Annotated in this window: 8 protein-coding genes and 1 pseudogene; 1 reads left to right on the top strand and 8 read right to left on the bottom strand. The window is 58.5% G+C overall.

All coding sequences use genetic code 11. The annotated features are described in order from the left end of the window. Positions 1 to 6: 6 nt before the first annotated feature. The 5 genes and pseudogenes from VLA07_RS23685 to VLA07_RS23705 form a co-directional block, all read right to left on the bottom strand. Complete coding sequence (locus tag VLA07_RS23685) at positions 7 to 489, bottom strand: DUF4265 domain-containing protein (RefSeq protein ID WP_027613810.1); 483 nt, start codon at positions 487 to 489, stop codon at positions 7 to 9. Next, entirely contained in the window at positions 479 to 5164 is a 4686-nt protein-coding gene (locus VLA07_RS23690) for an RHS repeat-associated core domain-containing protein (RefSeq protein ID WP_333991793.1), read from the bottom strand. The genes VLA07_RS23685 and VLA07_RS23690 overlap by 11 nt, the downstream gene beginning before the upstream one ends. Continuing rightward, on the bottom strand, positions 5161 to 8067 hold the full coding sequence (locus tag VLA07_RS23695) for a type VI secretion system Vgr family protein (protein ID WP_333991795.1): 2907 nt from the start codon (positions 8065 to 8067) through the stop codon (positions 5161 to 5163). The genes VLA07_RS23690 and VLA07_RS23695 overlap by 4 nt, the downstream gene beginning before the upstream one ends. Positions 8068 to 8194: 127 nt before the next feature. Then, on the bottom strand, positions 8195 to 8710 hold the full coding sequence (locus VLA07_RS23700; RefSeq protein ID WP_027613808.1) for an Hcp family type VI secretion system effector: 516 nt from the start codon (positions 8708 to 8710) through the stop codon (positions 8195 to 8197). A gap of 354 nt (positions 8711 to 9064) precedes the next feature. Then, a pseudogene (locus VLA07_RS23705) lies at positions 9065 to 9151 on the bottom strand (G/U mismatch-specific DNA glycosylase); the annotation flags it as partial. Positions 9152 to 9238: 87 nt separating this feature from the next. Between VLA07_RS23705 and VLA07_RS23710 the strand changes: the two are divergent. After that, the gene (locus VLA07_RS23710; protein WP_333991798.1) at positions 9239 to 10183 is read left to right on the top strand and encodes a LysR family transcriptional regulator; all 945 of its coding nucleotides are present in this window, start codon (positions 9239 to 9241) and stop codon (positions 10181 to 10183) included. A 45-nt stretch (positions 10184 to 10228) separates the two neighbouring features. On the opposite strand, the gene VLA07_RS23715 is transcribed toward VLA07_RS23710, so the two are convergent. The 3 genes from VLA07_RS23715 to VLA07_RS23725 form a co-directional block, all read right to left on the bottom strand. Then, positions 10229 to 10480, bottom strand: a complete 252-nt coding sequence (locus tag VLA07_RS23715; RefSeq protein ID WP_027613803.1) for a DUF2790 domain-containing protein — start codon at positions 10478 to 10480, stop codon at positions 10229 to 10231. Positions 10481 to 11128: 648 nt separating this feature from the next. Next, positions 11129 to 12397 (bottom strand): DUF1479 domain-containing protein, encoded by a 1269-nt coding sequence (locus tag VLA07_RS23720; RefSeq protein ID WP_333991802.1) that lies wholly within the window; start codon positions 12395 to 12397, stop codon positions 11129 to 11131. A 117-nt stretch (positions 12398 to 12514) separates the two neighbouring features. Beyond that, positions 12515 to 13387, bottom strand: coding sequence for an AraC family transcriptional regulator (locus VLA07_RS23725; protein WP_333991803.1), 873 nt, complete (start codon positions 13385 to 13387; stop codon positions 12515 to 12517). Positions 13388 to 13496 lie beyond the last annotated feature (109 nt).

Raw genomic sequence — 13496 nt, forward strand, 5'->3', positions numbered from 1 at the left:
TGTCAGTCAGCTCTGCAGCCACCAATTGAGCAGCGTTTCATCATCTTCATCATCAATGTTTTTATAGATATTGGCGTAATACCATTCGAGTCCGGTTTTCTCGCGGAACCGATCAAAAAACGCATTGATGCTGTCCATGCCATTGCTTGACGGCACAGCCAGTGACAGGTTGCCTTCGAAAACGCCATCCAGCGTTCCACCCAGTTCATTGCCAACATCAGTTTCCAGTTGTGCAATGACGTCCTCGGGGATGTAGTCGGCGTAAATATGAATACAAAAATTCCCTCCGCGCTTCAGGACTTCAGCGTGAGTGTTTTTGTTTTTTATCGAGATGATGTCACCTCGAGCCAAATTCAACGCAAGACCAGGTGAGGACAGCAGCTGATAAGTATCCTGCCCCATCGCGATTGCAGGGAGCTCCTCGAATACAGGGCCATCGTCATCTGATACAAACACCTCAATCAGAACAGGCAATTCTTTATCGTCCATATGGCGCTCCACAACTTCCACGTTCGACACACGACATCCCTTCTTTCACGTAACCGCTATTTCCCGCACTCAGGTTACACGAAGCGCCCTCAAGATCTACGTTGACATCGGCCAGGTTGCCACCATTCGAGGTCGCCACATTTTTATGCCCCAAGTGCATGTCATCAGGATTGCTAGAGGTATGCCCGCACCGCCAGCACTTGTACACACCCACCGGTTTGCTTTTGGCAATAAGTTTTTTGCGACATGCCGCTTGTCCTTTCCGACTACCGCCGCCGACCTTGCTCGCAGCGATGTCTTTAGCGGAGGCTCCAGCACCGTCCTTCAGCGCGCGCTTGGATGGCGGTTTTCTGACCAGACCTAAAGGATCCACCCACTGCGTCGGGTTAGGCGCGTATTGATGAAGGTTGATACCGCCCATCAGACCTATCGGGTCTTTCGAGATGAAGCGACCTACATGGGGGTCGTAGTACCTGTAGCGGTTGTAGTGCAAGCCTGTTTCGTGATCGTGGTACTGACCCTGGAAACGAATGGGATTAGTCAGCCCGCGCCGCACTGCCGAGGCTGATGTCTGTTCTTTCACCTGCCCCCACGCTTTGTATTGAGCGCTCCAGGCGATCTCACCGTCTTGATCGGTAAGTTCCAATGGTGTGCCTAAATGGTCACACTGATACCAGGCCAGGGCATCGAACGGTTGTGCTTCAGGAGCGTGACTCCACAGCGGATCATCTTCAAGATTGTCGCCGCCGACATATTCAGGCTGACTCAACAGATCAATCGAGGCGTGTGTGAGGGCTTGAGCCACCGGTACGAATGTGCCGGGCTCATAAACGTAATGGACGGTGCGACCTGTCCCCCCATCAATAGGGGCTGGACTGCTTTCCCAGGAAAGGTTGTCCCCGTCCCACCCGTACAAGGTCAAGCCACAGCCAAGCAAGCGCTGAATGCGCCCCTGCTCATTTTTATTCCAGTGCGAACCTGCTTCAGGACGGTTCACATAATGGGCTGTGGAGTGCTTATACAACCGGCGACCCAAGGCATCGTAGGCGTATCTGACCGAAAGACGATCATCTTCAAAATGCACCAACCTATCGAACAGGTCCCATTGCAATCGACTGCGTCGACCATTGTGCCAACGCAATGTCTGGTTGCCACGATCGTCGTACTCGTAATGAGTACCGACGTATTCACGTAAAAGATTGTCTACCAACCGACTACGTGCCGGGGCCTGATCAAGAGGCCGGCGCACTTCTGTCACCTTCTCGTCGAGCAGGTTGCTGGCGGGATCGAACGCGAAGTTTTCAACGCCTAGGCGACTTGCTGCGCTGATCAGTCGCCCGACCGGATCATAACGGTAGGTAAGCGGTCCGCGACGCGTATCGTTCAGCTCGGTCAACTGGCCGACCGCATCATATTGGTACTGGCGTTTGAGCAACGTCGAATTGTCGTCGCTTCGACCGAGCAGTTGCTCCTGTAGCCGCCCTGCCGGATCCCACTTTTGCGTCTGGCGCAGGCGATTCCCTTGATAACGAGCGACTTCGCGATGTAAATCATCTCGCTCATAGCCGACCAGTTCGTGATCATCCAGTTTTAACGCGAGCAAATGCCCACTGCCGTACGTCAACCAACTCACCCGATGGCCATCCGGACGAGTCGTGGCGACACACTGATTGAGGGCATCGTACTCATGCCTCCAGATGGCAACGAGCGGTGCATCCAGATCCTGATAATGCTGGTGCTCTCTGATCAGATTACCGGCCGAATCATAGAACCACAGCAACCGGCTCTGGTCGTTCGTGGCCAAAACCATGTTGCCATTACCGTCATACGCAAAGGATTCGCTTTGAGTCGCATTGCCCAGGCTCGCATGGCGTTCAACAAGCCGCCCCATTGGGTCAAACGCCATCGAAATGATGCGCTCACCGCTGATGGCGCTCGCCAACCGCCCGCTCTCAGCGTCGTATTGATAGCGTGTGGCAAGGCCGTCGAAGCCTTTTTCCTCAAGCAATCTTCCGACAGGATCATAGTGAAACCGGGTGCGCTGCTCGTTTTCGTTTTCGAGTGCTATCAAACGGCCTAGCAGGTCCCAACGGTAACGAAGCGTTTGCTCGCAGGCGTCTACTCGCTCGGCAACCAGACCGGCCGCGTTATAGCTCCACGTCGTACAGCGATCCAGACCGTCAACATGAGCGAGCAGACGCCCTTCGGCATCACGCTCGAATCGCTCCTCGGTTTTATCCGGATGCGTTATCAAGGCGACATGCCCGGCCTTGTACTGATATTCGGTGCTTTGCCCCGCTGCGTCGGTAAAGCAGATCATCTGACCGCGATCGTTGTATTCCCACTCGCTGGTCTTGCCAGAGCAATCGGTATATTTGAGAAGCTGACCGGCAACGTTGTACTCAAGCGTTTTCTCGTTGCCAATTGCATCCTTGATAGCGATCAACTGACCTGCTTTGTCATAGGCGTACTCCGTCTTGTTGCCAAGCGGATCGACCGACTCCACCAGATTACCGGCGTCATCGTAAGCTCGTTGCCACTGACCGCCTTCTGCATCACTGACCTTGATCAGTTGGTTGAGATCATCGTAGGCGTAGTGAGCGACACTGCCGTCGGGGCTGATGTGCTCGAGCAAATTACCGCGCTCGTCATAGCTGTAGCGATCGGTGGTGCCATCTGTATGAACGTGACGAATCACGTTCTTCGCATCATCGCGAAAGAACCACTCTGAACGTTCATCGGCATAGCGAATCCGGTAGGTATAGCCCTTGATGTCGTAGTAATGCCAAGTCTCGTTGCCATGGGCATCAGTGACGTAAGTCAGACGGATGTTTTCGTCCCATTCAAGGCGAGTATCGAAACTGCCGTCATCCGCCCACTCGCGCACAGCCCTGGCGTGCGATGTTTGGCCATCCCACTGCAGATTCAAACCGCGGCCGGTGCGATCGGTATACCGAGTCAGGAGGTGATGCTGATACTGATAACTCCAGGCCGCACCGTTTTCATCCTGCGCCTGGATCAAGTTGCCATGGATGTCGTATTGGTAATGGCACAATTGCCGTACAGGCGCGCCGTCACGAACCTCCCAGAGACCGCTCAAGCGTCCTTGATCATCTATCAGCGTTCCGATGTGCAAGTGAACTTGCGTGACGTCACCTTGATAGGTGATCAGATCGGATAATACGAGGGCGTCCCCATGGCGATGCTCGTAATGCAGCATCAGCCCGGCACCACTGCGCATTTTGACATCCGTCAGCCAAAAGGAACGACCACGACGGACATAGGTTTCCTTGCGCTCGAAACCGAAGCAAACGAGCAGTTGATCCTCAGCGGAACGAACCAGCGTGAGATTTTCAACGGGGTCATAGTGAAAGAGGCCTGGCTTGGGCAGGGGAAAATCGATGCTACGACCATCGGCTCCAAAAAAAACCAGTCCATCGTCCTTGCAGTCGAATCGGGTCGTAAACTCTGTTACCCACCGTGCCCCTGATTCGCCATTGTCAAAAGCATCGAACCGGGAGCTGTAGGTGCGCACCCACTCGATAGGAAATGGACCCGGCAGGCTGAAATCGGTATGGCTCAGTGACTCGGACCCCAACGCGAAACTGATGCTGTTGCAAGTACCCGCACAAGCACCATTTTTTTTGCCATTGGCGTTGGCGTTCGCAGGAGCCTGATGGCTGCTGGCCTCGAGTCGTCCTTCACCTGCCTTGTTCTGAGCCTTACTGGTGGCGTTGGGTTTAACGCTGGCACTCTGTCCATGCCCACGACGCCTGCGCCACGTCAACACAGCACCGCTGAGCATTTGCAACAACCAACCAATCGAATGACGCGTTCCCGGGTCACCCAACTTGCTCAATTGGGTTTTGATCTCAGGCCCCATCGCTCTCAATGAACCGGTGTGCGTCATCACCAGTTTTTTGGCCTGATCCGGCAGAAGATTCTTCGCCGCGCTGTTGGCAACCCCTTTACCCACGGCTTTGTAGGCACTGAATGCCGCCCCGAAGATATTACTGATCGCCGCTTTGGGATCGCTGAGCAGTTGATTGCCCGCCGCCGTGATCTTTTGTCCAGCCGCGCGCGCATCGCCTTTTGAATCAAGCTTGCCATTTACAACGGCCTCAAGACCCTTGGCAATTTCGGTGACTGCGCTTTCGCCGAGTTTTCCTGCATCGGCGAGAATGCCCGAGAGTTTGCCTTGAGCCTGTTTCACGAAGTCATCGATCGTGCCGACGATGGTCGCGTTCAAATGCCCGACCAGCACTTCGATCATTGAATCGCCCAACAGCATCTTGACGCTGTTACGCAATTCCTGACGTACCAGAAACAAGGTCGGACGCAAACTCATACGAGCAGCCGCCATGGTCGGAGGCGCAGGTAAAACACCGATCAGGTTGATCCCCAGGCTGACCCAATCAAGCAACTCCCGCTGCTTGCTTCTGGTAAGCGTGACGATATCGCCCAGCGCATCGACCAGCGCCATGATGTTGCCGACAACCGGCAGCGACCCGGCAACTCCTTTGATTCGATCGAGCGTGACGACACCACCGCTGATGGATCGCAGCCAGGCATCAAACCGGGCAGCACCACGACCTACGTCCTGCACGTCCAGCGTGTTGAGCGGAACGATCGCGACCTGCGGCTCGCGCTTCTTGGCAACGGCTGCCTCAGTCATGAGAGCACCTCCCCATTCAGCAGGCCAGGCGTCTTGAGCGATGGTTTGGGCAAGGACGGGGCCGGGAGGCTTGGCAGTTTGCCTGCCTTGCTCGCTGCGCCGAGGATGCTCGATGCACTCGGCAGCGCCGCACTGGCAAGTTTCGGTAACCCGGCCACCCCGCCCTGCACAGCCCCTTTCACCTGCTGCGCCGTCTGCATCGCGCCCTGTGCGGTCTGCATGGCGCCCATGCCGCTCTGCGCCAGTTCCTTGCCCTTCTCCAGCATGTCCCAGTTCTTGTTCGGCAGAACCTGCGCTACCATCGCCTGCACCTGGCTCGGCACGTCTTCTGCGGCTGGCGGTTTCAGCGGCCACTCCGCTTTGCCGATGTAGCTGCCCTCACTCCAGGTGTCCGCCGGATCCTTGCCGAACAACACACGCGCGGGGCCTGGTGCAGCGCCAGAAACGCTGGCGAAACCCTTGGCGTCGAGCTTGCCCTTGATGCTTTTGCCGAGGGCGTCGATAACTTCGTAGTCGCCTTCCTTGATGCCTTGGCGCCCGGCGTACTGGTTGAACAGTTCCAGATTGCCTTTGCCCGGTTTTGGCGGTTCCGGGAACACCCCGGCCAGACTTTTCGCCCCGGTGTAGGCGAAGTTCGCCGCGTGCGCGGTGTACGGGCCCGTAGTGGCGTGGGTGATGCCGCCGGCGTTGTAGGTCGTCGCGCTGCCACCGCCCTGGATCACCAGTTCGGTCTTGGCGGTGATGGTGATGCGGTCAGCATTGGCAGTGATGTTGAGTTTGGCCAGCAGGTTGATGCTGTCCTTGAGAGCCTTGACGTCGATGTCGCCGGAGGCCGCGACCAGGCGCCAGCCCATGCTTTGCACGAACAGACGCATGCCACGGCTGGCACTGGCCAGCAGGCGTTTGCCGATGGAAAAACTGGTGTGCCCGGTGCTACTCAGCGCCAGGTGTTCACCGGTGGCGATATGGCTGGAGCGCGGCGTGGTCAGGGCGATACCGGCGGGACTCGCGAGCACCAGATGCGGCTCGGTGAATTCAGGGAATTCATTGGCAGTCATGTTCGCCGGGCCACTGCCGAGCACGCCTTGATGCTGCGCGTGCAACGCCTTGGCCACATCGTCCTGATCGCCGGCCTCTTGCGCTTGAAGCTCTTTGGCCTGAGTGGCGAAACCGTCCTGCTGATCGCTCGCGGTGGCGAGGCGCTCGGCGGTTTCCGGCAGGTCTTTGTGGTGCTTCGATTCGTTCGGGCGCGGCTCGGTGGTGATCAACAGACCGGCGCCAGCACGCACCGCGCCATGGCGGTCGGTGCGCAACTCGAAACCTTCGCCACGCGGCTGCCCGCCGCTCGGGCGCGGGTGTGTCAGGTAGCCGAGGTTGATCGCACTGGCGCCGTGATCACTGCGCAGCGCAATACTGATCTCACTGGTGGTGTCGTCGATGCGCAGTTCGTTGGCGCGGCTGCCCTTGTATTCCTTGCTCTTGACCGTGGCCAGGGTCTTGAAGTCCGGCAGTTTGTACGGCGGCAGATTCGCGCCGTGGTACAGGCAACCGGTGATCAGCGGCTGATCGGGATCGCCTTCGAGGAAGGTGATCAACACCTCCATGCCGACCCGCGGAATGTTGATCGCGCCAAAGGTTTCCGCGGCCCAGTTCGAGGCCACACGCATCCAGCAACTGGTCTTGTCGTCGTGCTCGCCTTCGCGATCCCAGAAGAACTGCACCTTCACCCGACCGTACTGGTCGCAGTAAATTTCTTCGCCCTCAGGGCCGCAGACCACGGCGCTCTGAGTGCCGAGGACTTTCGGTTTCGGGTGATCGAGCGGCGGCCGGTACGGCACGTCCCACGGGATCGCGTTGAAGCGGTTGCGGTAGCCCTGGTGGAAATCGTCCTTGTTGTCAGTGGTGTCGCTGGTCACCGACTCTTCGAGCACTTGCGGCTGCTTGCCTTCGTGGAAGATCTCGGTGAGCAGCCACAGATCGTTCCAGGTCGGGTTGGCGTGTTCGGTGAGGGCGAGGAAATGCCCGCTGACCAGAATCGGCTGATCGCTGTTGCCCTCGGCCAGACGATAGTCGCTGCGATGGCGCTCCAGTGCGCGATTGGCCAGGTGCTTGCCGCGCTCGCGATCTACGAAACGCCCCGGGTAGTCGTAATCTTCCAGATCCGGCTGGGCGCTACTCTTGGCATCGCTTTCGAGCTCGATCTTCGGTTTGACGAAGTCGTAATCACGTCGTGTAGTGCGGCTGGTGCGGGTCGCCAGACGCAGGCCGAAACGCTTGACCACCGGTTGATCGGCGACCAGTCCGGAGTCCTGCTGATAAGCCACTGGCGCCAGTTTCGGGAACACCGTCTGGTCATCGCCGAACATCAGTTTGTGGCCGCTGGCGGTGTGCTGGAAGTGGTAGTGAATCCCCTCCTCCTCGCACAGGCGCTGGACGAAATGCAAATCGCTTTCGTCGTACTGCACGCAGTAGATGCGCTCCGGGTAAATCGCGCTCAGTTGGAAGTGATAGTCACTGGCGAGAATGCCGTGTTCTTCCAGCACCTTGCTGATGATCTGTTGCACGGTCATCTGCTGGAAGATGCGCTGGTTGACCCGATGCGCGAGGTACGACAGCTGCGGGCGCAGGGAGATTTTATAGCGGGTCAGGCGCTTGCCGGCCTCGCCCTGGGCGATGCTGTAGATCAGCCCGTGAATCCCCGTGCCGCTCGGCGACAGCTGCAGGAACGCGAGTTTGTGCAGCAGGCTTTCGAGATTGATCGAGGCCTTCTCACTGACCAGTTCCAGCTCAAACTCGAAGGGGGTGTTGAGCGCCTCTTTCCCGGTGAACGACAGCACCTGGAAATCGCTGTCCGCGCCATCGATGGTCAGATTGAAATGAGGCTGATTGGCCGGTGAGAACATCCCTTGTTCCTCGCGCAATGCTGCGACGGGCGCCATTCCATGAAGCGTGGCGCACGCAAAAAATTCTGTAGGTCAAAGCCGCCCCGGCCAGCCGAACTGGCCGGGGTGGTACAACCATCAGTCGCGATTAAACGACTGGAGCACGCCAGTCATCGGAGCCCGAAGTACCGGAGACTTCGTGGGTCCAGGTGATTTTGCGGTAGGTGAACTGCACTTCTTCCAGGTGGGTGAAGTGGGCGTTCGACGGGTCCTGGCAGTTGTGCATCTTGTTGTTGATGGCGACGATGATCGCGTCTTCCAGTTTGGTGGTGTAGTAGTGCTCTTGAGTACCTTGAGCAGAAGTGCGGTACCACTGGATAACGATTTCGCTCATGCGCTCGCCGGAAGTCAGCGCCGCTTGCAGCAGAGGCGAAGCCTTGTCGTAGACCTTGGTGATCACCACTGGCTTGTGCACGCGCTGACCGGTTGGCTGACCGGATTGCGGATCACGCGGGATGATCACGTCGTGGGTGAAGGCCTGAACCATGACTTGGTCTTCGTGACCTTCCTGGAAGGTGTTGCCCACGGAGTCGGCGGTGAACGCGCCGGCAGTGATCAGACCTTGTTTTTCGCCAGTGACGGACATGTACGCTGGTGTTGCCATGGGATGCTCTCCTTGCTCGAAAATACACAACCGACAGGCACCATTGCCTGCCCGGGTGCCTGCTCAGAGATCAAATTCCGTGCCAGCCATCAGCTAGCTATTACGGATCAACGGGTTGCCGGCAATGCCTTCGCGTTTAGGCGTTTAAATTTCGATAAACAGAAAAAAAGTGCGCAAGAAGTTGCGCAGTACTGTGCAACTTCTTGCGCACTTGGCTGGAGGGATTGGTTTAGAGAGGCTTGAAGGGAGTTCTCGGGTGAAATTGGCGAAGCAACTGCGCAACTTTTTGCGCAGTGGTGGTGTTTAGATTTTCGACGCTGGCGCCACCACCTCCTGCCCCGTCAACGCCGCATACGCCGCCGCGAGCAACCCCGGATTGATCCCGCAAAACACCACCGAAAGCCCCGGCGCCAGAATGTCTTCAAGCCCTTCACCCGCCATGCGCGCGCCCCTCGTTCGCAAACATTTGCAACACCACCCGCGGCAAACCCTAGAATGGCCATCCCAGCCACAGAGCCAACCACAACGATGGACGTTATTCAGACCCTGCGCTGCTTCGTCGCCGTCGCACAGAGCGGCAGCTTCACCGCTGCGGCCGATGTGCTCGACACCACCACGACCAACGTCTCCAAAGCCGTCTCCAGCCTCGAAGCCCGGCTGCACACGCGCCTGATCAACCGCACCACCCGCCGCCTCGCCCTGACCGAAGCCGGCGTGCGTTATTTGCAGCGCGCCGAAAAAATCCTCGATGACCTGCGCGAGGCCGATGACGAAGCCGGCACCGCGCAGACCTTGCCGGTCGGGCGTCTGAAGATCCACGCCATGGCCGCCATCGGCAACCACTATGTGATCAATGCGATCGCCCGCTACCGCGAAATTCACCCCACGGTGATGTTCGACCTGACCCTGAGCAATCGCCTGCCCGATCTGCTCGAAGAAAGCTACGACATGTCGATCGTCCTCGCCCGCGACCTGCCGGATTCCGGCTTCGTCGCGCAACGCCTGGGCACTACTTACAGCATCCTCTGCGCCTCACCGACGTACCTGGCCAAACGCGGCCACCCCGCCACACCCGCCGACCTCGCAGCGCACGACTGCCTGCGCATCGTCAACACGGTGATGCCCGCAGACAACTGGGTGTTCGAAGGCCCGCAAGGCATGGAAACGCAGAATATCCCCGACTCACCCTTCCACATCAACACCGCCGACGGCATGGCCACGGCGATCAGAAATGGCATGGGCATCGGCATTCAGCCGCTGGCATCAGCCGTCGAAGGATTGGTCGGAGGAACGCTGGTGCGAGTACTGCCGCAGTACCGCCTGGAGGAATACAACCTGTTCGCGATCTACCCGTCGCGCAAATTCGTCGACGCCAAAATCAAGACCTGGGTGGAGTTCTTGAAAACCGCCATCCCGCAACTGCTGGCATCCGATGAAGACATGGCCGGTGCCAAAGAACTCGCCGACGCTTAGTGCCGCAGGCCTGGAGTGTCGACCCTCCAGCGCCGGCATCGACCATCAACCGTTGGAACAACCGCTTCCCATCACCTGGTATTGCACGACATGTCGTGCACCGGTCGAGTCGTCATAAGTCATCTGCACCGGCACCGCGCCGCACTGATTGGCCGCTTCGGAGATCGACACCACATGGGCGATGTCTGCTTGAGCAGCGGCGTTGTAGGCCTCGACTTGCGCGGTCTCGTCAGCTGCAAACGCTTGCGCGCCGATACCACCGAAGACCAGAAGAAGAGCGATTTTTGCCAGTTTCATGATGTTCACCGTCTCGTGGGGGAACCGTGTTTGTTCACGGAGTGGAGACGATGTTAGGGGTTCAAGCGCACGGCAAAAATCGGTCGGCTGGACAAACACTGTGTCCAGAATGGTGATGAATAAATCCACACACCGTGGATGCCCCTTCGCGAGCAGGCTCACTCCTACAGGTTTTGCGCCGACCACACCATTCCAGAACACCGCAAAACCATTGTGGGAGCGGGCTTGCTCGCGAAAACGCCAGCCCAGTCAGCGAAAAACCCAAGTCTGCCGCCAGTTCAAAAACCGCCTAGCCATGGCCGTTTTCAACCACCAACAGGCAAACCACTCATATCAGGCCGTTATCACCCCCACATTGGGGCTACAAGCGCCCGCGCATTTGCCTACAAATCTTGCGGAAGTGGCTGGCTTGTAGGCTTTCCGAAGCAGTTCTATCTTTCTCCTCGCATTGCCGTCGACCAATCTGCGCCCATCCCGCCCAAGGCAGTAAGCCGTCCTAAACATTCAGGATGTGCCAAACCCTTGGGCGTTTCGCTGTCCGAAAGGCACCCCGCTCAATCAGACAAAACAAAAAACGGTGGTGAGAGGATTTAGCGAAACATCGCAGCGTCCCGATGGGCCGCGACCGGCCCCAAACCCCAAACTCACCTACTCCAGCCCAAGCCCCGCACGCCCCAGCGAGTTCAGACGCTCCACAGCAAAACGCTCCTCCCACGACCGCTCATAATCCTCACGCGGAAAATCATCCGGCGAAGCCCCCTGCTCGAACGCCTTGAACACATCCCGCGCATAATGCAGATTCTTCGCACACATCGGCGCCGCCGGCACGTACATCACGTTGCCCCAGCCCTGCTGGTTCTGCACCGGCGCGACGCTATGGATTACATCGCAATGCCACCACACCGAATCACCGGCCTGCACGTCCGGAATCGGACTCAGCCCCTCCACCAGCAACGGATGCCATTGCCGCGACACCGGCAGCACCTTGCCCGGCGCCACCCCACACAACTCGTCTTCGGGCACGTCATCAAGTAGCGGCCGCAGCAGCAGGTAGGCCATCGCCTTGGGGATCGGCACGGTGTGCAGCACGCCTTGATCGGCCTGCATGTCCGACAGCGCAGTCCAGCCCTGAAACGTGCGAAACGCCGAGCACTTGACCGTGTCCTTGTAGGCGTATTCATCCACCTCGGTGCGAAACGCCGCATCCCACGGGTCGTAGGCCGCGAAGTCGTTGCAGTAGATTTTGTCGAAAACTTTCAGATACGCCGGATGCAACCAGCGCTCCAGCGCCCCGGAATCGGTGTGCGGGCCAAGGCCTTTCGAGTGGGTGCCCGGCGGACGCCGACGTACCCGATCCGGATACAGCGCGTTGACGTCCGGATTGAACCAGTCCTGACCGTGCGAATGAGTCTTCCACAATCGATTGAGAAACGCCTGCGCCGTGCCCATCCGCTTATCCTGGCGCAGCTGCATCTGCGACGCCGACCAGTAGATCGGAAAAATCTCCGGCCGCGACGCCTCGAGATTGCCGAAAAACTGATCAACCGGCCCACGGTAAACCGCATCGAACCGGTTCCTGTCGAGATAATCCAGCAAGCCCTGGTCCCACTGCAGCACCTGCTCGCGGGGGAAGTGATTGCGGATCACCACGCAGCCGCGACGCTTGATCAAGGCCAGTTGCTCGGCAGTCACTGTGCCAGCGGCGATCTCAGCGAACTCCAGCACCGGCCAGGCCGACCCGGTCTTCGCCTCCTGCGCTTTGATCGACGCAATTTCGCCGGCAATAAACTCACTGACCTCGGCGAACAGCCCCTGTACATCGCCGATCTGCGCGCGCAAGGTGCGTTTCATTTTGACGATGCTGTCGCGGTAGTTCTCCGGAAGCGTTGCGCTCTCGAATGCCTGGTATTTGCTCATCGGGGGACCTGCAGACTTTGTTGTGGGTGCAGGTATGGGACCACTTTAGAGGGTGGCGACGGCAGCCTGATTTGCCGCGTCGACTAATACGATTGTGGCGTTTAAGCAGCGCGCCGCTTACAGAAAATGATGACCGTGCTGACGACGAAACTCTGAAGGTGTCAGCCCCTTCAACGCCTTGAACTGCCGATTGAACAGCGCCAGCGACGAATACCCCACTGCCTCGGCAATCAACGAAACCGTCGAGTGCCCCTGCATCAACAGCGCGCAGGCGTGTCCGACTCTTAGCCGCACGATGTAGTCCAACGCCGTGCTGCGCGTATGACGACGGAACATCCGATGGAACGCCGACACACTGACGCACGCCATCTCGGCCAACGCGGGAATGCTGATCGCCTGGGCGTAGTGAGCATGCAAATAATCCAGAACCCGATGGATGCGCGGATCCTCAACAATCTGACTGCCAACCTGCGAGTCCGGCGCCGGCAGGATTCGCCTGGCATCGACGTCCCGCGTCAGTTTGCTCAACACCGTCAGCAATGCGATCAAACGCTCGGCCGGCTCCTGCTCGACCATCGCCTCGATCAGCGGCCGAATCTCCCGCGACGCCACCGCACTGAAACTCAACGCCTGCCGCGCTGCCGCGAGCAATTGCCGCAACGAACCCAACTCCGGAAACAACGCCACCAGCGACTCCGCCCACGCCACCGAAAACCAGATCACCAGCGCTACATGCGGTTGCCCGGCATCGACCCGCTCAGCCGACGACCAGCTGTGCGGCACGTTTGGCCCGACCAGAATCAGATCGCCGTCATCGTAAGGCGCGACGTCATTGCCGATATAGCGATGTCCACGGCTGTTCAACGTCAGCGTCAGCTCGTACTCGGGATGGTGATGCCATTCGAACGGAATCGCCTCCGGCAAACGCCGGTTCAGCAGTGTCCACGAGGCAGTGACTTCGGTGGGGATTTTTTCGAAACTGGGTTTCATGGTGATCGATTCTGCTCTTTGGCGTGGGTGGCGCGCCACGATCGTATCACCGCGATCGAAATGCTCAAGCCGCGAATCGGTCAGTTTCTCGCTCGTGTTTAAGGTTTTG

It is taken from the genome of Pseudomonas sp. S3(2024), from assembly GCF_036861315.1.
GTDB classification, from domain to species: domain Bacteria; phylum Pseudomonadota; class Gammaproteobacteria; order Pseudomonadales; family Pseudomonadaceae; genus Aquipseudomonas; species Aquipseudomonas putida_A.